The following is a 23643-nucleotide window of genomic DNA, read 5'->3' on the forward strand; positions in this document are numbered from 1 at the left end:
TTTACTCCTTCATTGCCGGGGGAACGGCGGCGCCGACGCGGCTGCCAGCCGGCACCGGCGGCAACTTCACCGGTGCGATGGGGGAGGTGGGGGCGCTGGCCGAAGTTGCGGCGGCTTGTTCGGTGGTGCTGTTGTCGACGGCGCCGGTGGCCGCATTGAGGCGCTGGCCGAGCGGATCCACCGAATGCGAGGTGTCGGCCAGGATGATGACCATCACCCGGCGGTTGCGGTTGCGCCCCTGCGCGCTGTCGTTCTCTTCGCGCGGACGAAACTGGCCATAGCCGACCATCGCCAGCCGCGACGGCTGCAGGCCCTGGTCGGCGAACAGATGCACCACGCTGGCGGCGCGTCCGGCCGACAGTTCCCAGTTCGAAGGGAAGGTGGCGGTGGCGATCGGCACGTTGTCGGTGTGGCCTTCCACGCGCACGCTGTTGGGCACGTCACGCAGCACCTCGGCGAGGCTGGCCAGCGTCTGCCGTGCATGCACGTCCAGCGCGGCCGAGCCGGTGGGGAACAGGATGTCGCTGTTGATCTCCACTTCAATCCACAACTCGGTGCGGCGCACGCTGATCATGCCGCGGTCGATCAGCGGCGCCAATGCAGCGGTGAGGCGGTCGGCGATGCTGTTGAGCTGGCGCTCGGCACGGGCGATCTGTTCCTGGTTGTGCACGGAGACCGGCATGCGCATCTGCGAGGCCATCGACGGCAGCAGGGTCGGGTCGTGCGACGGCGCCGGCGCGGAGGGGCCGATCTTGGTGCCGGACTTGATCACCGAAGGGCTGTCCCAGCCGCCACCCTGCACCTGCTTGTTCCCCACCTGCACCGGGTTGATGGTGCGCGGTGCGCCACCGAAGGCATCGGTGAGCGCGTCGGCCATGATCCGGTACTTGCCCTCGTTGACCGAGGAGATCGCGTACATGACCACGAAGAAGGCGAGCAGCAGCGTCATCAGGTCGGCATAGGGGATCGCCCATGCTTCATGGTTGGCATGCTCTTCGTGGTGCTTGCGGCGGGCCATGTCAGTGCAGGAAGCCGGAAAGGTTGGTTTCGATGTTGCGCGGGTTCTCGCCCTGGGCGATCGAAATCAGGCCTTCAATGACCATTTCGCGGTCGCGGGTGTTGTGCGAGATCACACTCTTGAGCTTGGCAGCCACCGGCAGGAACAGCAGGTTGGCCGAGGCGATGCCGTAGATGGTGGCGGTGAACGCGGCGGCGATGCCGTGGCCGAGCTTGCTCGGGTCGGCCAGGTTCTTCATCACCGCGATCAGGCCGAGCACGGCACCGATGATGCCGAGTGTCGGTGCGTAGATGCCCATCGCTTCGAAGACCTTGGCGCCGGCCTGGTCCTGGTGTTCCTGGCTGCCCAGTTCGATTTCCAGCATGTGCCGCATCGATTCGGGCTCGACGCCGTCCACCAGCAGCTGCAGGCCCTTGCGCAGGAACGGGTCCTGCTGCGCTTCCACCTGCGATTCCAGGCCCAGCAGGCCCTGGCGGCGGGCGATGTTGCTCCACTCGACGATCTGCTGGATCAGTTCACGGCGATCGCTGTGTGGCGGGCGTACGACCCAGCGCACGATCTTGAACGCATGCTTGAACACCGCCGGCGAGGTATGCAGCAGGATCGCGGCGACGGTGCCGACGATGACGATCACGAACGCCGCAGGCGACCACAACGACGCCAGGCCGGCGCCCTTGAGGATGCTGCCGCCGACCAGCGAGGCCAGGGCGAGAAAGAGTCCAATGAGGCTGAGTCTATCCATGGTTCCGGTATCGGCGTGTATGAATGGGACTTGAGACACCGGTAGATCGCGTACAGACGGTAGTCACAGTTTTTCGGGTCGCCGGGCATGGCCCTGGCGGGGTTCAACGCAGCCCGTCCACGTCCAGGATCAGGGCCATGCGACCATCGCCGATCAAGGTTGCACCGGCATAACCGCGCAGGCCGCGCAGGGCCTTCGGCAGTGGCTTGATGACCACTTCCTCACGCCCGCGCACCTGGTCCACGACCAGCCCGAAGCGGGCTTCGCCGGCCTGCAGCACCACGATGGTCAGCAGGGTTGACGCGGCCGGTGTCACATCCAGCCACTGGCGCAGGTCGACCAGCGGCAGGGTGTGCGAGCGGCGATCAAGTACGGCGCGGCCATCGAACCAGCCCAGCGAGGTGCGCGGCGCGTGCAGCACTTCCATCACGCGTGCCAGGGGTAGTGCGTAGACGTCCTCGCCGGCCTGCACCAGCAGGGTCGGCAGGATCGCCAGGGTGAGCGGCACGCGGATCAGGAAGCGGCTGCCACGACCCAGTTCCGACTGGATCTGGATCTGGCCGCTCAGTTCGCGGATGCGCGACTGCACCACGTCCATGCCGACGCCACGGCCGGAGATATCGGTGACCTGCTGCTTGGTCGAGAAGCCCGGCAGGAACACCAGGTGCAGGCACTCCTCGCTGCTCAGGCGGGCGGCGGCTTCCGGATCGATCAGGCCCTTCTCGCGCGCCTTGGCGCGCAGCTTCTCCGGGTCGATGCCGGCACCATCGTCCTGCACCTCGATGCTGACGTAATCGCCTTCCTGCTGGGCCGACAGGCGCACATGGCCCATCCGCGGCTTGCCCTGCGCCTCGCGCAGGTCGGGCATTTCCACACCGTGGTCGATGGCGTTGCGGACCAGGTGCACCAGCGGGTCGGCCAGCGCCTCGACCAGGTTGCGGTCGAGCTCGGTCTCGGCACCGATCAGCTCCAGGTCCACTTCCTTCTTCAGCGAGCGGGCAACGTCGCGGGCGACCTTGGGGAACCGCGAGAAGACCTTGCCCACCGGCTGCATGCGGGTGCGCATCACCGCCGATTGCAGGCGCGCGGTGGCGATATCCAGCGTCGACACGGCGCGGTCCAGCTCTTCATCGCGCAGGCGTGCACGCAGGGTCTTGAGCCGATTGCGCGACAGCACCAGTTCGCCGATCAGGTTGACGATCGCGTCCAGGCGTTTGGTATCAACGCGCACCGTGTGTTCGGCCTCGGCCAGCGGCTTGGCCGCCGGCTTGGCCACGGGTGCCGGTGCAGCGACCGGGCGCGGCGCGGGCGCCGGCGCCGGTGCCAGGACTGCAGCAGGCTTGGCACCCGGTGCGGCGCCACCGTGCAACTGGTCGAGCAGGGCTTCGAACTCGTCCTCGCTGATCAGGCCGTCGTCGGCTTTTTTTGCCGGCGCGATCGCAGTCGGAGCATTGCCACCGTGCAGCTGGTCGAGCAGCGCCTCGAATTCGTCGTCGGTGATCAGGTCGCTGCCCCCCGCGGCGGGTGCTGCGGCGGCGGCGGGCGCAGCCACGGCACCCCCGTGCACGTCGAACTGGGCGATCAGGTCCGGCGGCGCATAGCCCGGCTCGGTGCCGGACGACACGGCGTCCAGCATCGACTGCAGGTAATCCAGTGATTGCTGGGCCGCGTCGAAGTGGTGGGCCTGCAGCACGGCCTGGCCGGCGCGCGCCGCGCCCAGCGCCTCCTCAGCGGCGTGGCACAGCTCGACCATGGCAGTGACGCCGAGGAAGCCGGCGCCGCCCTTGAGCGTGTGGTAGCCGCGGAACACCGCATTGAGCTGGTCGCTGTCCTGCGGTGCCTGCTCCAGCGACACCAGCTGTTCGCCGAGGCGGTCCAGGATCTCCTGCGCCTCGATGATGAAATCGGCAGTGATGTCGTCGGATACCGCGCTCATGCTTACAGCCCCAGATCCGACAACAGGTCGTCGGCGTCGTTCTGCGAGACCGCGTGGCGGTCCAGTCCCTTCAGTGCCGGCCCGGCCAGTGCCGGGTCGGTGCGATGCTGTTCCGGCGGCAGGCCGAGTGCGCCGAAGCCCTCGTGCACGCGGCGGACGATGCCGACCACGCGACGGATGATCTGCCCGGTCAGGTCCTGGTAGCTCTGGGTCAGGGCGATCTCGGTCAGGTTGTGGCGGATGCGCTCGAGCTGCGCGTCCTGGCCCGGCTGCAGGCCTTCGGCACGCAGCTGTTCGGTCAGGCTGCGGCATTCCTCGGCCAGGTCCAGGGTGCGGTGGGTGGCCTGTTCGGTCATCGCCACCACGTGGTCCAGGCGCGCGCAGGCGTCATCCAGCTCACCGGCCTCGCTGGGCACGGTCGGCAGTTCACCCAGCGCCTGTCCCAGCTCGCGGGCCAGCCGCGACAGGCCGCTCATCATCGGCTGCGTGCGCAGCGCGACCAGTCCGTCGATGCGTTGCCGCCAGGCAGCTTCGTCACCGGACTCCAGTGCGTCCAAGGCTTCCTGCAGGCGCAGGGCGAGGGCGTTCTTGTCGACCGTGGTATCCATCAGGCGCTGGCCGCCAGGCGTTCAAAGATCTTGCCGAGCTTTTCTTCCAGCGTCTGCGCGGTGAAGGGCTTGATGATGTAGCCGTTCACGCCGTTCTGGGCGGCTTCGATGATCTGTTCGCGCTTGGCTTCGGCAGTGACCATCAGCACTGGCAGGGTCTTCAGCTTGGCATCGGCGCGGATCGCCTTGAGCAGCTCGATGCCGGTCATCACCGGCATGTTCCAGTCGGTGACGACGAAATCGAACGACTGGCTCTGCAGCAGCGACAGCGCGGCATGCCCGTCCTCGGCTTCGGCGGTATTGGTGAAGCCAAGATCGCCCAGCAGGTTCTTGACGATGCGACGCATGGTCGAGAAGTCGTCGACGATCAGGATGCGCATGTTCTTGTTCAAAGCAGAGTTCCTTTGTTGTTCATTCCGGGTGGCCGGGGGCAGCCGCCTCGGGCATGTTCACTCTTCCAGGCCGGCGTCGGCCGCCTCGAAAATCTTCAATCGTCCACGCAGGCGCAGCACGGCCTGGCCGTGGATCTGGCAGACCCGCGACTCGCTCACGCCGAGCACCGCGCCGATCTCCTTCAGGTTCAGTTCCTGCTCGTAATAGAGCGAGAGCACCAGCTGTTCGCGCTCGGGCAGGTGGCCGATGGCCTTGCCCAGCTCGCGGCCGAACTCGCCGCGCTCCAGCACCTGCTGCGGGGTCGGGCCGCCCTGGGCGACGGTGTCCAGCTCGCCCTGGTCCTCGATGCGTGACTCCAGGCTCAGCACCTGGCCACGCGCGGCGTCTTCCATCAGCCGCAGGTATTCGGGCAGCGGCATCTCCATCGCGGCGGCCACTTCGGTGGCGCTGGCGGCACGGCCGGTGCTCTGTTCCAGGCGGCGGATGGTGGCAGCGGCGTCGCGTGCGCGGCGATGCACCGAGCGCGGCACCCAGTCGCCACGGCGGATCTCGTCGATCATCGAACCGCGGATGCGGATCGAGGCGTAGGTCTCGAACGAGGCGCCCTGGTCGGCGTCGTAGCTGCGCGACGCTTCGATCAGCCCCATCATGCCGGCCTGGATCAGGTCGTCCACCTCCACGCTCGCCGGCAGGCGTGCGGCCAGGTGGTGGGCGATGCGCCGCACCAGGTCCGAGTGCTGGGAGATGACCTCGTTGGCCGCCGAGCGCTGGACCTCCCGGTACTGGGCTGCGCCTTTCATGCGGCCACCCCGCGCTGCTTGAGAATGCGCTCGAGGAAGAACTCGACGCCGCCACGCGGTTCGGTCGGCGCCTGCCAGCGTGCGGTGCGGCGCGCGATCTCGGTGATCGCCAGCGCGGCCGGGCTGGACGGGTAGGCCTTCACCACCGGTTGCTGGCGCTGCACCGACAGGCGCAGCCAGTCGTCCTGCGGCACGCAGCCCAGGTAGTTCAGCGAGACATCGGCGAGGAACTTCTCGCACACGCGGGTCAGCTTTTCGTACAGCACGCGGCCCTCGTTGGGGTCGCGCACCATGTTGGCCACCACCTGGATGCGGTCCACGCCGCGCTCGCGCGACAGCACCTTGATCAGTGCGTAGGCGTCGGTGATCGAGGCCGGTTCGTCACAGACCACCACCACGGTGTCCTGCGCGGCCTGGCAGAAGGTCAGCACGCCGTCGGTGATGCCGGCGGCGGTATCGACCACCATGATGTCCAGCTCGCGTTCCAGTTCGGAGAACACGTTGACCAGGCCGACATGCTCGGCCGGGGCCAGCTCGGCCATGTGCCGGCGGCCGGAAGCGGCCGGGACCACCAGCACGCCGTTCGGGCCTTCGACGATGACGTCGTCCAGCGAGCAGCGGCCGGCCACCAGGTCGGCCAGCGTAAAGGTGGGGTTCAAGCCCAGGATCACGTCGATGTTGGCCAGGCCCAGGTCGGCGTCCAGCAGCAGCGTGCGCTTGCCCATGCCCGCCAGCGCCACAGCCAGGTTGGCCGAGACGTTGGTCTTGCCCACGCCGCCCTTGCCGCCGGTCACCGCGATGGTGCGCACAGGGCCGAGCGGCTCGCTGCGGGTGGCCGACAACGGGAAGGTCTTGGTCAGCTTGGCGTACTCACGCGACGGCATGGTTCAACTCCGGGTTGCAGGGCATATCGGCCGCTCGGCGCAAATCTTCAAGGCGAAGTACGAGATTGGCTGCACTGGCCCGGTGCAGGTCCTCCGGGACGTCCTGGCCATCGGTCACCCAGGTGATCGGCAGGGCATGGTCCACGGCCACAGACAGGGCGTTGCCGAAGCGGCCGGTCTCGTCCAGCTTGCTCAGCACCAGACCCTGCAGGTTGGCGGCGCCGAAGCGGCGGACCACCTCGTCCATGTCGCCGAAGCTGGTATTGGCCGGCAGCACCAGCAGGGTGCGCACCTGGCGGGCGGCACGCAGCCACTGCAGCTGGGCGGCCAGCGCGCGGTCGCGCGGGCCCAGGCCGGCGGTATCGATCAGCACCAGCTTGTAGTCCTTCAGGCGTTCCAGCAGCTGGTCCAGGTCGGTGCCGCTGTTGGCCTCGTGCACCGCGATGCCGAGCTGGCGGCCGTAGCCGTAGAGCTGCTCGCGGGCGCCGATGCGGGCGGTATCGGTGGTGACCAGGGCGACGTCACGCGGCGCGTGCTTCTCGGCGAATCGCGAGGCCAGCTTGGCGATGGTGGTGGTCTTGCCGGCGCCGGTCGGGCCGACCAGGGCGATCACGCCGCCTTCTTCCAGCGGGTCGACCGGGGCGATCGGCAGCTTGCGCGAGATCAGCCCCAGCATCAGGCCGCGGCCACGATGGGCTTCGGTCTCCAGCGGGATCTGCATGGCCACGTCGCGGGCCAGGCCGGCATCGAAGCCATATCCGTCCATCAGGTCCAACGCGGTGGCGCGCACCGGGCAGCCGCGCAGGCGCTCGTCGGTGAAGCGGTTCATCTCGCGCTCGATCACCTGGCGCATGCCGGCCACTTCCTGGCGCAACTGGCGGATCTCGGCGTCGTCCTGGGCGACCACCGTCAGCACCGGAGCCGGAGCCAGGGTGGGGGCCGGCGCGGTTTCGACAATGGCATCGGCCAACGCCGGTTCGCTGGCGGCGCTGGCCGGCTGCGCGTCGGCGACGGCAGCGGTCGGCAGCGGCGGCGGCTGCACGGCCGGAGCCACGCTTTCGTGATGCGCCTCGTGCGGCGGATCGATCTGGAAGCGGGCGCGGTTGGCCGGCACGGCGGCGGCCGGTGCAACGATGGCCTCGGCGAACGGCGCGAAGATCTGTTCCGGCAGCGCCGGTTCGTTGACGGCGGCACGCGCGAGGGTGGCCGCAAAGCCGGTGCTGCCGCGGGTCGGCACGATCTCGTCGGCGCTGTCCAGGGTGCGGCCGGTGGCGCCGACCGCGGCGCGGGCGAGGGCGGCCACCGCCGAGGTGGTGGCGGCGACCGGCTCCGGTGCCGGGGTGGCGCTGCGACGGCGGGTGACGGCGGCGATCACCGCATCGGCGGCGGTGCGCGGCTTGGGCGCCGGCGGCGGCGCCACGTCGCGGCGCGAGGCTTCCAGCGCACGCTGCACGGCGCTTTCATCGTAGTTGGCGGCGGCGACGATCTCGATGCCTTCCTCGATCCGGCGGTTGGACAGGATCACGGCATCAGGACCATGTTCCTTGCGCACCAGGTTCATGGCCGAACGCATGTCGGCGGCGACGAATCGTTTGATTTTCATGCTGTGGTCACGAGGCGAAGACGGCGGAGTGGCGGCCGGGGAACTCGGGTGGTCGGTGGTCTGCACGGTGCGGGTTCCCCTTGGTATCTGTCTGTTGCGTTGGTTCGAAGGTGGTGTCTGTTTTCTGGCGCGTCGGCGGGCGGCGTCAGCTGATCGTTCCGACCAGCTTCAGGCGCTTGTCCTCCGGCACCTCGCTGTAGGCCAGGACCGACAGCGACGGAACGCTGTGGCGGACCAGGCGTGCCAGCGCGGCGCGCACCGGGCCAGGTACCAGCACGACCGCGGGCTCGTTGCGGGCTTCCTGCTTGCTGACACATTCGGCCAGGCTCTGGTGCAGTCGCTCAGCGAGTCCGGGTTCCAGCGCGGCGCCGTTGCCCTGCGTGGACTCCTGCAAGACACGTTCCAATTGCGGGTTGAGGGTGAACACCGGCAGCTCCGCCGACATTCCGGCGATCTCCTGCACGATGAAGCGGCCCAGGGCGGTGCGCACGGCGGCGGTCAGCACGGCCGGGTCCTGGCTGCTGGGCGCATGTTCGACCAGTGCCTCGGCGATCTTGCGCAGCTGGCGGATCGGAATGCGCTCGACCAGCAGGTTCTGCAGCACGCGCACCACCGCCGACAGCGGCAGCGCCTTCGGCGTCAGATCTTCGACGAGCTTGGGCGCGCTCTTGGCCAGGTTGGCCAGCAGGTGTTGCACTTCCTCATGGCCGAGCAACTCAGGTGCGTGCTCGCGGATCAGGTGCGAAAGGTGGGTGGCGACCACGGTGGCCGGGTCGACCACCGTGTAGCCCAGCGTTTCGGCCTGGGCACGCTGGTGCGGTTGGATCCAGGTGGCATCGAGGCCGAACGCGGGGTCCTTGCCGGCGATGCCTTCCAGCGTGCCAAGCGCGCTGCCCGGGTCCAGCGCGAGCTCGCGGTCGGGGTGGATCTCGGCGGTGGCCACCGGCACGCCGTGCACCAGCACGCGGTAGCCGTTGGCGGGCAGTTCCAGGTTGTCGCGGATGTGTACCGATGGAATCAGGAAGCCGACATCCTGGGTGAGCTTGCGGCGCACGCCCTTGATGCGCGCCATCAGTTCGCCGCCCTGGTTGCTGTCCACCAGCGGAATCAGCCGGTAGCCGACCTCCAGGCCCAGCGGATCGACCGGGCGCAGTTCGTCCCAGCTCAGTTCGGCGGTGGGCGCCGGCGCGGCCGGGCGGCCGAGGGCGTTGAGCGCCGCCGGGTCCTTGCCCGTTGCGGCGGCATCGGCGGCCGGGGCCTGGGTCTTGCGGTACAGCTTCCAGGCAATGAAGCCGAGGATCGAGGCCAGCGTCAGGAAAGCGACGTTGGGCATGCCCGGCACCAGGCCCACCAGGCCGATGATGCCGGCGGTGATCGCCAGCGCCCGGTACTGGCCGAACACCTGCCCGGTCATGGCCTGGGCCATGTCCTGCGAGCGCGAGGCGCGGGTGACCAGCATCGCCACCGCGCTGGAGACCAGCAGCGCCGGCAGCTGTGCCACCAGGCCGTCACCGATCGACAGCAGGGTATAGGTGGCGGCGGCTTCGCCGAACGGCATGCCATGCTGCAGCACGCCCACGGCCAGGCCGCCGAGCATGTTGATGAACAGGATCAGGATGCCGGCGATGGCGTCGCCGCGGATGAACTTGCTGGCACCGTCCATCGCACCGTAGAAGTCGGCCTCCTCGCGGACTTCCTCGCGGCGCAGCTTGGCTTCTTCACGCGTCAGCAAACCGGCGTTGAGGTCGGCGTCAATCGCCATCTGCTTGCCGGGCATCGCGTCCAGGATGAAGCGCGCGGTCACTTCCGAGACGCGGCCGGCGCCCTTGGTGATGACCACGAAGTTGATGATGGTCAGGATCGCGAACACCACGATGCCGACCGCGTAGTTGCCGCCGATCACGAATTCACCGAAGGCGGCGATGACCTTGCCCGCGGCATCGTGCCCGTTCTGGCCATTGAGCAGGATCACGCGGGTGGAGGCCACGTTCAGCGCCAGCCGAAGCATGGTGGTGATCAACAGCACGATCGGGAAGATGGTGAAATCCAGCGGGCGCTTCACGTAGACCACCGCCAGCAGCACCATCAGCGAGATGGCAATGTTGAAGGTGAACAGCGCATCGAGCACCGGCGCGGCCAGCGGCACCACGACCATGGCCAGCAGGGCCAGCACGATCAGCGGCGCGCCAAGACCCTGGCGGATCATTTCCAGGGCGCGGCGGGTGTTGAAGCCGGTGGAGGGCTGGGCGCTCACGGGCGGCCTCCCTTGCCGAATTCATCCACCTGGATGTGCGGGGCGTCCGGCATCGGGCCAGTGCGCCACGCGCGCAGCTGGTAGACGTAGGACAGGACCTGGGCGACGGCCGAATACAGTCTCACGGGGATTTCCTTTCCGAGTTGGCCCTCCCGATACAAGGCGCGTGCCAAAGGTGGGGCAGAGACGATCGCGACCTTGTTGCCGTCGGCCACTTCACGGATGCGCAGGGCGGTCTCGTCCACGCCCAGGGCGACCACGGTGGGGGCGTTCATGGCGCCGCCCTCGTACTTCAGGGCCACCGCGTAGTGGGTGGGGTTGACCACCACCACGTCCGCCGTCGGTACCGCTTCCATCATCCGGCGGTTGGCCATCTGCTGCTGCAGCTGGCGGATGCGGCCCTTCACCTCGGGGCTGCCCTCGCTTTCCTTCATTTCCCGGCGCAGCTCTTCCCGGGTCATCTTCAGCTTGCGCATCCAGTTCCAGCGCTGGTACGGCGCGTCGATGGCGGCCAGCACCAGCATCGCGCCGGCGGTGGCCAGCAGCAGGCGCAGGGTGAAGCCGAGGCCGTCGGTGATGGCGGTCTCCAGCGGGCGGTGGATCAGCCCGCGCAGTGTGTCGAAGCCGGTCCACACCACCAGGCCGGCAGCCACGCCGACGAAAGCCACGCGCAGCAGCGATTTGGTGAACTCGGCCAGGGCCTCCGGGCCATACAGGCGCTTGAGCCCGCTCATCGGGTTCATGCGGTTGAGGTCGGGCATCATCGCCTTGGCCGACCAGCGCAGTCCGCCCATCACCAGCGGGGCGACGAAGCTGGCCAGCAGGCAGACCAGCACCAGCGGCGCGATCACCAGCATGAACTGCAGCAGCAGGTCGCCGAAGTGGCCGAACAGTTCCTTCGGGTTCTGCCGCAGGCTCTGTTCCGGGCTCAGCGCCTGCTCCATCCAGGCCGTGGCGCCGCGGCCGATCGAGCCGCTCATCGCCATCACCGCCAGCACGCCGGCGCCGAACACGGCGGCCGTGCCCAGTTCGCGCGAGCGCGGCAGGTTGCCCTGTTCGCGGGCGTCGCGCAGGCGTTTTTCGGTGGGTTGTTCGGTCTTTTCGCCGGCGGATTCGTTCTCGGACATCACGGGCACTGCGGCAGGGGTTGCCGGAGGGCGTGCAAGAACCGTGCCGCTATCCGTCAGCCGCGAACGGCAGCACTGTGTGTCTGCTCCTGCTCATTCAGCGTTCGCAGTGCTGTATGCGCTGCCGCGCTATCGCATCCAGAGGGCGAGGAAGATCGTTCAACTGCTGCTGTACAGGGGGCAGCTAGCAGCTACATGAGGCATGATGCCAAGACACGCAGAGAGAAGGGCGGTGCTGAATGGGTTGCAGGATGGGATATCGCAGCAATGAGCTTTGACATAGTCGTTTTGAAGCTGGAAGACCTCGGTGAAGAAGACCTCTCCAATGTCGAGGCTGTGCAGGACATAGGATGTCCCCAGGCCATAATCGCATCATTGGAGTTGGTGTTCCCCGGATGTGTCCAAGGTGCATTCTCGGATGGTGAGCGCTACTCGCTCGAGTCCGCTCTGAATGGAGACCCGGTGAGCTCCATACACCTTACTCTTCGATTCGGTCGAGCATGGTCTGAGGCAGCCAATTCTGAGTTCATGGCCCTGCTTTCAACACTTTGCCAGCGGTTGCAGTCAGTCGCGTTTGCCGTCTCCGACAACTCGAGGATTACCCCTCCCTGCTGAAGCGGACGATCTTGCTCGCGACAACGGCATGGGAGGCCAGGGCTCGTTGAGCATCGGGTGACTGGCAGGAGGAAGCATCCCCAAGATGAAGCTGGATGGCTTGCCGGCACGTCAGCGTTCGACCTGGCCGCTCCAGGGATGACGCAAATGGCAACGTCGACGTTACCGTGAATTTCGTATTCCTGCAGAAGAGTCCAGAACTCTTGCAGACAACCAACGCACCCTCCGACCATCAGGTCGGTGCGCCGAGCGCATCTCAGCAGGCCATCACCTGTTGCATCGCCAGGTGGATTCAGCGTCCCCCACCTTCGGGCGCTTTGAAGCCGGTGCTCAGCTCGATCCGCGGCCGCGGCAGGTCGTGCAGCTGCATGAAGCGCGCCGCGTCGACCGGGCGGCCGAGCAGGTAGCCCTGCAGGTAGTCGCAGCCCAGGCGCTCCAGGTAGGCGCGCTGGGCGGTGGTTTCCACGCCTTCGGCGACGATGTCCATGTCCAGCGCATGGCCCAGCGCCACGATCGCCGAGACGATCACCACGTCCTCTGCACTGTGTTCCAGGTCGCGCACGAACGCATGGTCGATCTTGATCTCGGTGGCCGGCAGCCGCTTCAGGTACAGCAGGCTGGAATAGCCAGTGCCGAAGTCATCGATGGATATGCCTACGCCCAGCGCCGACAGCGCCTGCAGCAAGCGCAGGCTGGTGTCGGTATCGCGCATCACCGTGCTTTCGGTGATTTCCAGCACCAGGTGGCGCGGAGCGATGTTGTGGCGTTCGATCATTGCGCGCACATCCTGCAGCAGGTGCGGCGAACTGAACTGCACCGGCGACAGGTTCACCGACATCGACCAGCCTTCGTGACCGGCATCGTGCCAGCGCCGCAGTTGCAGGCAGGCCTGGTCCAGCGCCCAGCGCCCGATCTCGTTGATCGCGCCGCTGCGCTCGGCCAGGCGGATGAACCGATCGGGCGGAATCAGGCCATGCTCCGGATGGTGCCAGCGGATCAGCGCTTCGGCACCGGCCACCTTCTGCGTGGCCACGCGGATCTTGGGCTGGTAGTGCAGGAACAGCTGCTCGCTGCCAATGGCCCGGCGCAGGTCGGCCAGCAGCCGGAACTGTTGTTCGGCGCTGTCATTCATCCAGTCGGCGAACAGCACGAAGGCGTTGCGTCCGGATTCCTTGGCCTGGTACATCGCCGCATCGGCAAACGCCATCAGCTGCCGTTCGCTGGCAGCGTGGTCGGGGCAGATTGCCACGCCGATGCTGGCGGTTACCTGCAGTTCGTTGTCCGGCAGCAACGGGCCGCTGCCCACCGCCTGCAGGATGCGCCGGGCGAGGGTGGGCAGGTCCTCGTCGTGTTCGATGCGTACCACCAGCACGAACTCGTCACCGCCCAGTCGTGCCAGCATATCGTTGGGCCGCAGCAGCTGGCGGGTGCGCTCGGCCACCGCCACCAGCAGTGCATCGCCGGCCTGGTGGCCGTAGGCATCGTTGACCTGCTTGAAGCCGTCCAGGTCCATGAACATCACGGCGAAACGGCTGCCGCCCTGCTCGGCCTCGGCCAGTGCCTGCACGATTCGACGCTGCAGCAGCAGGCGGTTGGGCAGGCGGGTGAGCGGATCATGCAGTGCGGCCTGGGTCAGTTCCTGCTGCGCATCGGTCAACGAGGTGCTCAGCATGGAGTTGCGCAGTCGCAGCAGCTGCGCCTCCACCCGCTGGTCCAGCCAGGACACCACCAGCACCACCGCGAGGATCGCCACGGACAGCACCACCACCAGCATGGCCAGCCATTCGCTCTGCAAGCCGTCGCCGACGGCTGCGCCGCAGATGCTGCCCTCCGGAAAGCGAGCGGCGGCCATGCCGGTGTAGTGCATGCCGACGATCGCCAGGCCGAGCAGCCCCGCCGCGGCCAAGCGGTCGCCGATACGGGTGCGCTGCCCACGCAGGCGGAACGCAACATACAGGGCTGTCCACGAGGCGGCGACCGCCACCATCAGTGATAGCAGCAGCCAGCCCGGGTCGTAGTCGATGCCTGGCTGCATGCGCATTGCGGCCATGCCGACGTAGTGCATGCCGGCGATGCCGGTGCCCATCAGCAGGGCACCGCCGGCCAGCCGTGGATGCGGCAGAGTACGCAGCGAGACCAGCCACAGTGCGAATACCGACGAAGCGATCGCCAAGGCCAGCGAGAGCAGGGTGATCGGCAGGTCGTAGCCGAGCGGAATGGGCAGATCGAAGGCGAGCATGCCGATGAAGTGCATCGACCAGATGCCCAGGCCCATGGCGAAGCCACCACCGAGACGCCACCACCAGGCCGCGGCCTTGCCGGGCGCGGTAATCGTGCGCCCGGCCATTGCCAGTGCAGTGTAGGAAGCCATCACGGCTACCAGCAGCGAGATTGCGACCAGCCACGGGTTGTACGTGCCTACCAGCATTCGTCAGTCTCCCGGACCTGCCTGTCGACGGAAACCACGGTGGGGCATGCATGAGGCAGGCCGACGCAGGGCGGCGGCCACGTGCGGCATCCCCCCGGTTGCCGCGCATTCACTCTAACGCGCAGACCCGGGGGAAGGGCAAGCAGTAAAACGTGAAATTGCGCCCCGTAGAGCCGAGCCCATGCTCGGCTGCCGCTCCTGCCGAAGACAGCCGAGCATGGGCTCGGCTCTACAGAAACAAAGGCATGGCAAGCAGTAAAACGTGATGATCAGGTCAGTGTGTGACCGCGTCCGCAGCCTGGAAGGCGGCATCGAACAGGCGCTGTACCGGCGGGCCCATTTCCCCGGCCAGCAGCGCCAGCAGGAACAGACCCAGCAGCAACGAGACCGGCAGGCCCAGCTGGATCGGGTTCAGCGCCGGAGCGGCCCGGGCCAGCACGCCGAACGCCAGATTCACTGCCAGCATCGCCACCGTCAGCGGGATCGCCAGGGTCAGCGCGCCGCGTAGCACGGTCAGCAGGAAAGTCGGGGCGATGCTGAAGAACGCGTGCGGGTCCGGCAGCGGAGCGCCGATAGGCAGTGCGCGATAGCTGTCCACCAGCAGCGAGATCAGCGCCAGGTGGCCGTTGGCGGTGAAGAACAGCAGCCCGAACAGCAGATAGAACCACTGTCCGATCACGCCGGAGGTACCACCGCGCAGCGGGTCGCTCATCTGCGCGAAGGCCAGGCCGGTGCCCTGCGCGATCAGTTCGCCCGCCATCGCACCGGCTTCGAACACCAGCCGCAGCAGGAAGCCGATGGATACGCCAATGGCCAGCTCGCGCGCGATGGTCAGCACCGTGGCGGCGTCGAAGCCGGTCCAGTCCGGCACCGGGGGCAGCAGCGGGGCCAGTGCGATGGCCAGGGTGCCAGCCAACACCACGCGCACCCGTGACGGGACGGCGCGGGTCCCGACCATCGGCATGGCCATGGCCACAGCGCCGATGCGCAGCATGGTCCACAGTACGGTGCCGATCATGCCGAAGGCCTGAAGGCCGTCGGCAGCCATCTGGGTGGCGGCGTCCATCGAAGCGCGTGTCCTAGCCGATCAGGTGCGGAATTCGCTGGAACAGCAGCGTGGTGAATTCAACCAGGTGGCCGATCAGCAGGCTGCCCAGCGCGAACAGCACCGCGGTCAGTGCCGCCGCCTTGGCAACGAAGGCGATGGTCGGTTCGTTGAGCTGGGTCGCGGCCTGCACCACGCCCACCACCACGCCCACCACCAGCACGGTGAGCAGCAGCGGGCCAGCCACCCACAACACGGTGATCAGGCCGCCACGCAGTTCAGTCAGGGCAAGTTCGGGAGACATTCGGGGGTCCATCTGCTCTTGTAGAGTCGAGCCATGCTCGACTGCGCTTTGCGCGGGATATCAAGCCGGATTGAAGCTGGCTGCCAACGTACCCACGGTCAGCACCCAGCCATCGACCAGCACGAACAGCAGAATCTTGAACGGTGCCGACACCAGCATCGGCGACAGCATCATCATGCCCATCGACATCAGCACGCTGGCCACGACCAGGTCGATGATCACGAACGGGATGAAGATCAGGAAGCCGATCTCGAAAGCGGTTTTCAGCTCGCTGGTGACGAACGAGGCGACCAGTACCGGGAACGGGATCGCATCGGGGCTGGCGTAGGTGCCGTGCCCGGCGATGCCGGCGAAGGTCATCAGGTCGGTCTCGCGGATCTGCGCCAGCATGAAGGCGCGCAACGGCGTGGTGGTCAGCGTCCAGGCGGTCTGGAAGTCGATCTCGCCATTGAGGTACGGCGCCATGCCGGCGCTCCAGGCCTTGTCCCAGGTCGGCATCATTACCATCGCGGTGAGGAACAGGGCCAGGCCCAGCAGCACCTGGTTGGACGGGGTCTGCCCGGTACCCAGCGCCTGGCGCAGCAGGCCCAGCACGATGATGATGCGGGTGAACGAGGTCAGCACCAGCAACATCGACGGGATCAGGGTGATCGCCGTCATCAGCAGCAGGGTCTGCAGCGGCAGGCTGACCGGTGCACCGCCGATCTTGCCCACGTTGATGTCCGGCAGCGGCGTGTTCGGGGCGCCGGGCGCGGCGAACGCCAGTGCCGGCAACAGGCACAGGGCAAGCAACAGCAGCCACGGCATCAGGGTGGCAAGACGGGTACGGGTGACACGCATGTCAGGGGTCCTTGCGCAGCCGCTGCTGCAGCAACTGGGCGAAATTCGGCAGGTTCTTGAAGTCCGGCACGCGCACCGGCGCCGGGGGCGGCAACGGTTCGGGCAGGGTATGCAGGGTGTTGATGCCACCGGCAGTGACGCCCAGCAGCAGTTGCTGGCCGTTGACCTCGACCACCACCACGCGCTCCTTGGCGCCCACGCTCAGGCTGGCCACCAGCTTCATGCCTTCGGCCGGGCGGAAGCCACTGCCGGGCATGCGCTTGAGCAGCCAGCCGAGGCCGATGACCAGCGCGAGCACTGCCAGCAGCGCCAGCACCGCGCCGAACAGGCTGGGTGCGGCGGCCGCATGCTGGCCGGCCTGGGGCCCGATGGGCGCGGCGGTCTTGCCGACCGCCAGCAGGGTGGAGGCCAGCAGGCTCAACGCAGTCTCCGGATCCGCTCGCTCGGGCTGACCACGTCGGTCAGGCGCACGCCGAAGCGGTCGTTGATCACCACAACCTCGCCGTGGGCGATCAGGGTACCGTTGACGAACACGTCCAGCGACTCGCCGGCACCCCGTTCCAGTTCCACCACCGAGCCCTGGTTGAGCTGCAGCAGGTTGCGGATCGGCAGGCGCGCGCGACCGACTTCCAGCGACAGGGTCACCGGTACGTCCAGGATCACGTCCAGGTTCAGGTCCGGGCCGTTCGCCTCATCGGCCTGCAGGCTGCTGAACTGGGCCGGGGTGGGTTCGAGGGCGTCGATATCGTTCATTGCGGGTCTTCCTGGATGACGGGTACGCGCGGGCGGGTGCCCGGCGGATGGGTAGCGGTGATCTTCACGGCGTTCATGCCGTTGGCGATGCCGAACTCGCCGGTGAACACCGGGATGTTCTCCACGCACAACGGCACCTGCGGGCTGAGTTCGATCGGCAGGATGTCGCCGACCTTCAGCTGGGTCAGGTCGCGCAGGGTCATGCGTTTGCTGGCCAGTACGCTGGACAGGGTGACTTCGGCGATGTTGAGCTGCTCACGCAGGGTCTGGCCCCAGCTTTCGTCGCGATCGTTGCGGTCGCTCTGGATGCCGGCGTCGAGCAGCTCGCGGATCGGCTCCAGCATCGAATACGGCAGGGTGACGTGGATGTCGCCACCGCCGCCATCGAGTTCGACGTGCAGGCGGCACACCACCACGTATTCGCGTGGCGTCACGATGTTGGCGAAGTGCGGGTTGATCTCCGAGTTGATGTACTCGAAGTCCACGTCCATCACCGGCGCCCAGGCCTCGCGCAGGTCGGCGAAGGTCTGCTTCAGCAGCAGGTGGATCACCCGCATTTCAGTGGCGGTGAACTCGCGGCCTTCGATGCGGGTCGGGTAGCGCCCGTCGCCACCGAAGAAGTTGTCGACGATGGCGAACACCAGGGTCGGCTCGAACACGATCAGGCCGGTGCCGCGCAGCGGCTTGAAGCGGATCAGGTTCAGGTTGGTCGGTACATACAGCGAGTGCATGTAGTCGTTGAACTTGATCAGTTCGATGCCGCGCACCGACAGCTCGGCCGAGCGGCGGATCAGGTTGAACAGGCCGATCCGCCACAGGCGCGCGAAACGCTCGTGGACCATTTCCAGGGTCGGCATGCGACCGCGGATGATGCGGTCCTGGCTGGCGAAGTCGTACGAGCGCGCTTCGCCTGACGGCGGTTCCGGATCGGTTTCGACCGCGCCAGTGTCCACGCCGTGGAGCAGGGCATCGATCTCGTCCTGGGACAACAGATCATTCATCGGTGGGCCCTTACTGGGTCACGAAGCTGGTGAACAGCAGGTCGTCGGCACCATTGCTGCCGGTCTCGGCCTTGAGCACTTTCTGCACTTCGGCCAGCGACGCAGCCTGCAGCTTCTGCTTGCCGGCGACATCGGCGATCTGGTCCGGGCTGACCTGCGAGAACAGCATCAGCAGGCGTGCGCGGATGGCGGGTGCATGGGTCTTGATCGCTTCCAGCGCAGCCGGGTCACGGGTCATCAGCTGTACTTCCAGCTGCAGGTAGCGCGGACCATCGACCGGGCCATTGAGATTGACCACGAACGCCGGGTCCAGCGCGAAGTACTGCGCGGGGGCCGGGGTGGCGCTCTTCTTCGGCGCCTGCGCAGTCTTGTCTTCGTGCTTGGACTGGGTGAAGAACCATACGCCGCCACCGGCGGCAGCGGCGGCCAGCACGGCCACCAGTGCGGTGATCAGGATCGGACTGCGTGGCTTGGCGGCCTTGTCCTTCTCGGCGTTCTTCTTGGTTTTGTCAGCGGCTGCGGCCACGGGGTGAAGCTCCTGAGGGTTGCTTCACCGGGATATGCAAGGGGTGTGCCGGAGCCGGGGTAGAGGGGTGCGACGGAATTCCGTCGGGGTGCCAGCCGCATCGCTCTGGTGGCTGCCAACCTTGGTTGGCACGCCTGTCAGGCGTAAGCGTCCAGCAATCCGCGCTGGCGGATCAGCTGCGCCGACGACACGCTGGCGTCGCCCGGCGTCGGTTCTCCGTCGCCGATGATGCCGCTGCCACCGGGCTGGCCCGGCGCATTGCCGCCACCGCCCGGTGCCTGGTGGCCGACGTCGGCGTGGGCCAGCTGGAAGCCCTGTTCGCCCAGCAGCTCGCGCAGGCGCGGCAGGCTGCTTTCCAGTGCCTGGCGCACGTCCACATGCGGGCTGCTGAAACTGGCATGCACCTTGTCGCCGTTCAGTTGCAGGCGCACATCCACCGGGCCCATGTCGTCCGGGCTCAGGCGGATGTGGGCGTGACCGATCTTCTGGTCGGCCAGCCAGCCCAGGCGCGCGCCGACGGCCTGGTCGAAACCATCGTCGCCGAACACGGGCCTGGGCGTCGGTTCGCCGTTGAAGACCGCAGTGCCGGTGGCGAGCGCAGCCTTGAGGTCCTGCAGGACCGCCGGGGCCGGGGCGTGCAGGAATGGGGCAGCGCTACGGTCGCCGATCGCGGTCACGTCGTTGCTGTCGCGGTCGCCGTGCTTGCTGCCGGGCAGGACCGTCTCCGGTAGTGGCAGGGTCGTGGCATCGCCGGCGCTGGCGGCCGGGGGCGTGCTGTCAGCCATCGATGCGATGGCTGCGCCCGGCGCCGGGGTCGGCGTCGGGGCAGGCAGTCCCGGTCCGGCAGTGGCCGGCAGCGCCGCGCCCGCACCCGTTGCAGCAGGAGCAGTGGCGGCAGGATCGGAGGGGGCCGGCATCGCCAGGACCAGGCCGGCCAGGCCCAGCGGCGGCCACGGCGCGTCCTCGGTGGCCACCGGCGTGTCCTTGTCCGTCGCCCGATCACCCGCAGGCGGAGTTTGCGGCGGCAAGGGCGACGTCTCGTTTCCCGTCGCCGCCGCATCCATGCTGCGTTCCTCCGGCGCCTGGCCATTTCCATCGGCGCTCGTCTGCGGCTTCGGTGCCGAGGTGGGCGGTGACGTAGCGGCGCCGGCGAGCGCGTCCGGCGCGCCGCCCTGCAACAGCTGGCTGAAATCCTTGCTGGCCTCGCTGCGTGGCGTGCGCGCTGCGGCGCCGCCGGCAGTCTGTGCCTGCGCGTTGGCGCTGCTGGCGAGCGGGGCGGGCATCACGGGCGGCCTCCCTGCTCGGTGCCATCCTGGTCTTCGGCCTGCACCAGACGCGCACGGCGCGCACCGATGTCGTCCATCTCGCGCTGGTCGCGGCGGTCGGTGACCACTTTCTCCTGCGCCCGGTAGCTGGCCGCCAGCTGTTCCAGCACGGCCTTGTCACGGCTGGCCAGGATCAGGCGGGCGCGCTCGGCCTCCACCTTCTCGCGGTTGCCGTTGACCGTGGCCTGCTGCTGCTCGACCGCACTGTCGAGGCGGTCGAGAAATGCACGCCGGTTGAGCAGCTGCGCCGGGCTGGTCGCCGCCATCTGCGCGTTGGCGTACTCCTCGGCATAACGGCGCAGTTCGTCCAGTCGCGATAGATGGGTGTCGAGCACGCGCTGGCGTTCGGCCAGGTCGCGGGCGACCGCGTCCTCGTGTTCCTGGGCCCGCTTGAGCAGGGGATCGATGCGCTTGGACTGGTTCATGGCTTAACTCTCTTGTTCCACCAGGCGCTGCAGCGCCGCCTGGCTGTGCGGGAGATCTGCGGCCTTGGCAACGTCCTGGCCGAGGAACTCCATGATTTCCGGCCAGCGTTCCAGGGCTTCGTCGGTGGCCGCGTCGTTGCCGCGCTGGTAGGCACCGATGGCGATCAGGTCACGGTTGGCCGAGTAGGCCGAGACCAGTCGTTTCAGTTTGCGGATGCGCAGGCGCCACGGCTCGTCGGCGATTTCCGTGACCACGCGGCTGACCGACGATTCGACGTCGATGGCCGGGTACAGACCGCTGTCGGCCACGCGCCGCGAGAGCAGGATGTGGCCGTCGAGGATCGCGCGCGCCGCATCGGCGATCGGGTCCTGCGGATCATCGCCTTCGGTGAGCACCGTGTAGAACGCAGTGATCGAGCCACGGCCCTTGGCGCCATTGCCGGCGCGTTCGACCAGTGCCGGCAGCTTGGCGAACACCGACGGGGGGTAGCCGCGGGTGGTCGGCGGTTCACCCACCGACAGGCCGATCTCGCGCTGCGCCTGGGCGAAGCGGGTCAGAGAGTCCATCAGCAGCAGCACGTTCAGGCCCTGGTCGCGGAACCACTCGGCGATGGCGGTAGCGCGGTAGGCACCGTGCAGGCGCGCCAGCGGCGGCCGGTCGGCGGGACTGGCCACCACCACGGCGCGGCGCAGGCCTTCCTCGCCCAGCGTGGTCTCGACGAAATCGCGGACTTCGCGTCCACGCTCACCGATCAGGCCGACCACGATCACGTCGGCGGCGGTATAGCGGGTCATCATGCCCAGCAGCGTCGACTTGCCGACGCCGGAGCCGGCGAACAGGCCGACACGCTGGCCGCGGCCGATCGGCAGCAGCGCGTTGATCGCGCGCACGCCCACGTCCAGCGGCTGGGTGATCGGTTCACGCGCCAGCGGATTGATCGACACGCCGGCCATGCCAACGTGGCCCTCGGCGCGGATCGGGCCCTTGCCGTCCAGCGGCACGCCATCGCTGTCGATGACGCGGCCGAGCAGCCCTTCGCCCACTTCAACGCCGCCACGGCGCGCAGACGGCACCACCCGTGCGTTGGGCAGCAGGCCGTGCAGTTCCGCGCTCGGCATCAGGTAAGTGCGCTCGCCGGCGAAGCCGACCACTTCGGCATCGACCCAGCCACCATCGACCACTTCCACCTTGCAGCTGGCACCCAGCGGCGCCTCGCAGCCGACCGCTTCCAGGGTCAGTCCGACCGCGCGGCGCAGCACGCCTTCGCGGATCAGGCCACGGCCATGGGCGGTATCCACGCGCAGGCCGTCGAGCCGACGGGCCAGGCGCAGGTTGCGGGCCATGGCCCAGTCGGCCGGTGGCGGCGTCGGCTGCGGATCGGGATTCATGTATTGGCTCCGGTCTGGCGGATCACCGCGTCCAGCGCGCCGCGCAGGCGCGCTTCCAGGGTGCCGTCGATGCGCACCGCTTCGGCGTGCACGCGAAGATCGCCGCGGCTGAGACTGGTATCCGGCACCAGGCGTTGCTGTGGCGGCAGGCTCAACAGCGGGGCGAGCGCGGCGATGTCGTCCGGGTGCAGCCGCACTTCGACCTCGCGGGTGCTGCCACCCACCGCGTCGATCGCCTCACCGACCAGCTGCGCCAGCAGTGCCGGCTCAGCTTCGTAGGCACGGCCGACCAGCGCACCGGCGATGCGTACGGCCAGCTCGCCGAGCGCGCCGACCACTTCGTTTTCCAGCCGCACCAGCGGTCGGCTGAAGTTGTCGAGGATGCCTTCGATCTGCGCGGCGAGGCGACGCACTTCGGCCTGGCCCTGGCCGTAACCTTCGGCATGGCCGTGCTGGAAGCCTTCCTTCTCGGCGCTGTCCTGGATGGCCTGGATTTCCTCCAGGGTCGGCAGCTGCAGCGGCGGCTCCGGCTCGTGTTCGGGGTCCGGCTCGGTGAGTTCGAACGCATCCTCCTGCTCCAGCACCGGTTCGGGCTGGGCCAGCAGGTCCGGGGCAAGCCAGCGCACGACGTTGCTCACAGCATGGCCTCCGCGCTGCCACCGATGGTGACGGTGCCTTCATCGGCCATGCGCTTGACGATGGCCAGGATCTCGCGCTGGGCGCCTTCCACGTCGGACAGGCGCACCGGTCCGCGGGCCTCCATGTCTTCCAGCAGAATCTCGGCCGCGCGCTGCGACATGTTGCGGGTGATCTTGTCGCGCACCTTGATGTCGGCACCGCGCAGGGCCAGGCCCAGGCGCTCGCCGCTCACTTCGCGCAGCACCAGCTGCATCTCGCGGTCATCCAGGTCGACCAGATCGTCGAACACGAACATCAGGTCCTGGATGCGGTTGCTCAGCGGCGCATCGATGCGGGCGATCTCGCCCAGGATGGCCTGATCCTGGCCGCTGTCCATGAAGTTCAGGATGTTGGCCGCGCACTGCACGCCACCGATGTTGGACGATTTCAGGTTCTGGTTGCCGGCGAACTGGCGCTCCATGATCTCGTTGAGTTCATTGAGGGCGTTCGGCGGAATGCCGTCGAGGGTGGCGATGCGCAGCAGCACGTCCACGCGGGTACGGTCCGGCAGCAGTTTCAACGCGTCGGCGGCCTGGTCGGTTTCCAGGTGCGCCATCACGATGGCGATGATCTGCGGGTGCTCGTTGCGCACCAGGTCGGCCACCGCGCGCGGGTCCATCCACTTCAGCGCGTCCAGGCCGGTGGTGTTGCGGCCCAGCAGGATGCGGTCGATCAGGTTGCCGGCCTTCTCGCTGCCCAGCGCCTGCACCAGCATGTTGCGGATGTAGTCGTCCGAGCCCACGCCCAGTGAGGTCTTCGAGCCCAGCTCCTGGCCGAACTGGTCCATCACCCGTTCCACCTGCTCGCGGGTGATGTCGGTCATCGTGGCCATGGCGATGCCGATCTTCTGCACTTCCTTGGGTTCCATGTGGCGCAGCACTTCGGCCGCGTCCAGCTCACCCAGGGACAGCAGCAGCACGGCCGCGCGCTGTACGCCGGTCAGTTGTAC

24 protein-coding genes are annotated in these 23643 nt (G+C 67.8%); 1 reads left to right on the forward strand and 23 read right to left on the reverse strand.

What is annotated here, in order from left to right; genetic code table 11:
* Position 1: 1 nt before the first annotated feature.
* The 10 genes from motD to flhB form a co-directional block, all read right to left on the reverse strand.
* Positions 2 to 1018, reverse strand: coding sequence for a flagellar motor protein MotD (gene motD / locus VG543_RS19155; protein ID WP_407073515.1), 1017 nt, complete (start codon positions 1016 to 1018; stop codon positions 2 to 4).
* Position 1019: 1 nt separating this feature from the next.
* Positions 1020 to 1760: a flagellar motor protein gene (locus tag VG543_RS19160; protein ID WP_010482457.1), complete on the reverse strand. Its 741-nt coding sequence runs from the start codon at positions 1758 to 1760 to the stop codon at positions 1020 to 1022.
* Positions 1761 to 1863: 103 nt separating this feature from the next.
* A complete protein-coding gene (locus tag VG543_RS19165) occupies positions 1864 to 3696 on the reverse strand; it encodes a chemotaxis protein CheA (RefSeq protein WP_026346971.1) in 1833 nt (610 codons plus the stop codon).
* Between the two features lie 2 nt (positions 3697 to 3698).
* Entirely contained in the window at positions 3699 to 4304 is a 606-nt protein-coding gene (locus tag VG543_RS19170; protein ID WP_019659591.1) for a protein phosphatase CheZ, read from the reverse strand.
* The gene (gene cheY / locus VG543_RS19175) at positions 4304 to 4696 is read right to left on the reverse strand and encodes a chemotaxis response regulator CheY (RefSeq protein WP_019659592.1); all 393 of its coding nucleotides are present in this window, start codon (positions 4694 to 4696) and stop codon (positions 4304 to 4306) included. The genes VG543_RS19170 and cheY overlap by 1 nt, the downstream gene beginning before the upstream one ends.
* Before the next feature lie 57 nt (positions 4697 to 4753).
* Complete coding sequence (locus VG543_RS19180) at positions 4754 to 5497, reverse strand: RNA polymerase sigma factor FliA (protein WP_019659593.1); 744 nt, start codon at positions 5495 to 5497, stop codon at positions 4754 to 4756.
* Entirely contained in the window at positions 5494 to 6381 is an 888-nt protein-coding gene (locus tag VG543_RS19185; RefSeq protein WP_005409532.1) for a MinD/ParA family ATP-binding protein, read from the reverse strand. Before VG543_RS19185 ends, VG543_RS19180 begins: the two co-directional genes overlap by 4 nt.
* Positions 6368 to 7984 (reverse strand): flagellar biosynthesis protein FlhF, encoded by a 1617-nt coding sequence (gene flhF / locus VG543_RS19190; RefSeq protein ID WP_423178533.1) that lies wholly within the window; start codon positions 7982 to 7984, stop codon positions 6368 to 6370. The genes VG543_RS19185 and flhF overlap by 14 nt, the downstream gene beginning before the upstream one ends.
* Before the next feature lie 145 nt (positions 7985 to 8129).
* On the reverse strand, positions 8130 to 10190 hold the full coding sequence (gene flhA, locus VG543_RS19195; RefSeq protein ID WP_171953159.1) for a flagellar biosynthesis protein FlhA: 2061 nt from the start codon (positions 10188 to 10190) through the stop codon (positions 8130 to 8132).
* 44 nt (positions 10191 to 10234) lie between these two features.
* The gene (flhB, locus tag VG543_RS19200) at positions 10235 to 11365 is read right to left on the reverse strand and encodes a flagellar biosynthesis protein FlhB (protein ID WP_423178534.1); all 1131 of its coding nucleotides are present in this window, start codon (positions 11363 to 11365) and stop codon (positions 10235 to 10237) included.
* Between the two features lie 195 nt (positions 11366 to 11560).
* Between flhB and VG543_RS19205 the strand changes: the two genes are divergently transcribed.
* Positions 11561 to 11980 carry a hypothetical protein gene (locus VG543_RS19205; RefSeq protein ID WP_235643019.1) on the forward strand — a complete coding sequence of 140 codons (420 nt, stop codon included), beginning with the start codon at positions 11561 to 11563 and terminating at the stop codon, positions 11978 to 11980.
* 292 nt (positions 11981 to 12272) lie between these two features.
* On the opposite strand, the gene VG543_RS19210 is transcribed toward VG543_RS19205, so the two are convergent.
* The 13 genes from VG543_RS19210 to fliG form a co-directional block, all read right to left on the reverse strand.
* The gene (locus VG543_RS19210) at positions 12273 to 14408 is read right to left on the reverse strand and encodes a bifunctional diguanylate cyclase/phosphodiesterase (RefSeq protein ID WP_207049056.1); all 2136 of its coding nucleotides are present in this window, start codon (positions 14406 to 14408) and stop codon (positions 12273 to 12275) included.
* 274 nt (positions 14409 to 14682) lie between these two features.
* Positions 14683 to 15474, reverse strand: a complete 792-nt coding sequence (gene fliR, locus VG543_RS19215) for a flagellar biosynthetic protein FliR (protein WP_049397365.1) — start codon at positions 15472 to 15474, stop codon at positions 14683 to 14685.
* Positions 15475 to 15487: 13 nt separating this feature from the next.
* The gene (locus tag VG543_RS19220) at positions 15488 to 15757 is read right to left on the reverse strand and encodes a flagellar biosynthetic protein FliQ (RefSeq protein WP_005413254.1); all 270 of its coding nucleotides are present in this window, start codon (positions 15755 to 15757) and stop codon (positions 15488 to 15490) included.
* A gap of 60 nt (positions 15758 to 15817) precedes the next feature.
* Positions 15818 to 16597 carry a flagellar type III secretion system pore protein FliP gene (gene fliP, locus VG543_RS19225; RefSeq protein ID WP_019659599.1) on the reverse strand — a complete coding sequence of 260 codons (780 nt, stop codon included), beginning with the start codon at positions 16595 to 16597 and terminating at the stop codon, positions 15818 to 15820.
* A gap of 1 nt (position 16598) precedes the next feature.
* Entirely contained in the window at positions 16599 to 17018 is a 420-nt protein-coding gene (fliO, locus tag VG543_RS19230; RefSeq protein ID WP_423178535.1) for a flagellar biosynthetic protein FliO, read from the reverse strand.
* Complete coding sequence (fliN, locus tag VG543_RS19235; protein WP_005409543.1) at positions 17015 to 17350, reverse strand: flagellar motor switch protein FliN; 336 nt, start codon at positions 17348 to 17350, stop codon at positions 17015 to 17017. Before fliN ends, fliO begins: the two co-directional genes overlap by 4 nt.
* Positions 17347 to 18351 carry a flagellar motor switch protein FliM gene (gene fliM, locus VG543_RS19240; protein ID WP_021203860.1) on the reverse strand — a complete coding sequence of 335 codons (1005 nt, stop codon included), beginning with the start codon at positions 18349 to 18351 and terminating at the stop codon, positions 17347 to 17349. Before fliM ends, fliN begins: the two co-directional genes overlap by 4 nt.
* A gap of 10 nt (positions 18352 to 18361) precedes the next feature.
* Positions 18362 to 18877, reverse strand: a complete 516-nt coding sequence (locus tag VG543_RS19245; protein WP_423178536.1) for a flagellar basal body-associated FliL family protein — start codon at positions 18875 to 18877, stop codon at positions 18362 to 18364.
* A gap of 137 nt (positions 18878 to 19014) precedes the next feature.
* Positions 19015 to 20160 (reverse strand): flagellar hook-length control protein FliK, encoded by a 1146-nt coding sequence (locus VG543_RS19250; protein WP_423178537.1) that lies wholly within the window; start codon positions 20158 to 20160, stop codon positions 19015 to 19017.
* Positions 20160 to 20627 carry a flagellar export protein FliJ gene (gene fliJ / locus VG543_RS19255; RefSeq protein WP_021203862.1) on the reverse strand — a complete coding sequence of 156 codons (468 nt, stop codon included), beginning with the start codon at positions 20625 to 20627 and terminating at the stop codon, positions 20160 to 20162. Before fliJ ends, VG543_RS19250 begins: the two co-directional genes overlap by 1 nt.
* Before the next feature lie 3 nt (positions 20628 to 20630).
* Positions 20631 to 22016 carry a FliI/YscN family ATPase gene (locus VG543_RS19260; RefSeq protein WP_005413257.1) on the reverse strand — a complete coding sequence of 462 codons (1386 nt, stop codon included), beginning with the start codon at positions 22014 to 22016 and terminating at the stop codon, positions 20631 to 20633.
* Positions 22013 to 22654 carry a FliH/SctL family protein gene (locus VG543_RS19265; protein WP_134735855.1) on the reverse strand — a complete coding sequence of 214 codons (642 nt, stop codon included), beginning with the start codon at positions 22652 to 22654 and terminating at the stop codon, positions 22013 to 22015. Before VG543_RS19265 ends, VG543_RS19260 begins: the two co-directional genes overlap by 4 nt.
* Positions 22651 to 23637, reverse strand: coding sequence for a flagellar motor switch protein FliG (gene fliG, locus VG543_RS19270; protein WP_024958226.1), 987 nt, complete (start codon positions 23635 to 23637; stop codon positions 22651 to 22653). Before fliG ends, VG543_RS19265 begins: the two co-directional genes overlap by 4 nt.
* Positions 23638 to 23643: the final 6 nt, after the last annotated feature.

The organism is Stenotrophomonas sp. CASM101 (assembly GCF_049384845.1).
GTDB lineage: Bacteria > Pseudomonadota > Gammaproteobacteria > Xanthomonadales > Xanthomonadaceae > Stenotrophomonas > Stenotrophomonas hibiscicola.

Excerpts from the sequence above, each read along its gene's own strand:
- motD (WP_407073515.1), bottom strand. The coding sequence starts at position 1,018 with ATGGCCCGCCGCAAGCACCACGAAGAGCATGCCAACCATGAAGCATGG.
- VG543_RS19160 (WP_010482457.1), bottom strand. The coding sequence starts at position 1,760 with ATGGATAGACTCAGCCTCATTGGACTCTTTCTCGCCCTGGCCTCGCTG.
- VG543_RS19165 (WP_026346971.1), bottom strand. The coding sequence starts at position 3,696 with ATGAGCGCGGTATCCGACGACATCACTGCCGATTTCATCATCGAGGCG.
- VG543_RS19170 (WP_019659591.1), bottom strand. The coding sequence starts at position 4,304 with ATGGATACCACGGTCGACAAGAACGCCCTCGCCCTGCGCCTGCAGGAA.
- VG543_RS19180 (WP_019659593.1), bottom strand. The coding sequence starts at position 5,497 with ATGAAAGGCGCAGCCCAGTACCGGGAGGTCCAGCGCTCGGCGGCCAAC.
- VG543_RS19185 (WP_005409532.1), bottom strand. The coding sequence starts at position 6,381 with ATGCCGTCGCGTGAGTACGCCAAGCTGACCAAGACCTTCCCGTTGTCG.
- flhF (WP_423178533.1), bottom strand. The coding sequence starts at position 7,984 with ATGAAAATCAAACGATTCGTCGCCGCCGACATGCGTTCGGCCATGAAC.
- flhA (WP_171953159.1), bottom strand. The coding sequence starts at position 10,190 with ATGATCCGCCAGGGTCTTGGCGCGCCGCTGATCGTGCTGGCCCTGCTG.
- flhB (WP_423178534.1), bottom strand. The coding sequence starts at position 11,365 with ATGTCCGAGAACGAATCCGCCGGCGAAAAGACCGAACAACCCACCGAA.
- VG543_RS19205 (WP_235643019.1), top strand. The coding sequence starts at position 11,561 with ATGAGGCATGATGCCAAGACACGCAGAGAGAAGGGCGGTGCTGAATGG.
- VG543_RS19210 (WP_207049056.1), bottom strand. The coding sequence starts at position 14,408 with ATGCTGGTAGGCACGTACAACCCGTGGCTGGTCGCAATCTCGCTGCTG.
- fliR (WP_049397365.1), bottom strand. The coding sequence starts at position 15,474 with ATGGACGCCGCCACCCAGATGGCTGCCGACGGCCTTCAGGCCTTCGGC.
- VG543_RS19220 (WP_005413254.1), bottom strand. The coding sequence starts at position 15,757 with ATGTCTCCCGAACTTGCCCTGACTGAACTGCGTGGCGGCCTGATCACC.
- fliP (WP_019659599.1), bottom strand. The coding sequence starts at position 16,597 with ATGCGTGTCACCCGTACCCGTCTTGCCACCCTGATGCCGTGGCTGCTG.
- fliN (WP_005409543.1), bottom strand. The coding sequence starts at position 17,350 with ATGAACGATATCGACGCCCTCGAACCCACCCCGGCCCAGTTCAGCAGC.
- fliM (WP_021203860.1), bottom strand. The coding sequence starts at position 18,351 with ATGAATGATCTGTTGTCCCAGGACGAGATCGATGCCCTGCTCCACGGC.
- VG543_RS19250 (WP_423178537.1), bottom strand. The coding sequence starts at position 20,160 with ATGCCCGCCCCGCTCGCCAGCAGCGCCAACGCGCAGGCACAGACTGCC.
- fliJ (WP_021203862.1), bottom strand. The coding sequence starts at position 20,627 with ATGAACCAGTCCAAGCGCATCGATCCCCTGCTCAAGCGGGCCCAGGAA.
- VG543_RS19260 (WP_005413257.1), bottom strand. The coding sequence starts at position 22,016 with ATGAATCCCGATCCGCAGCCGACGCCGCCACCGGCCGACTGGGCCATG.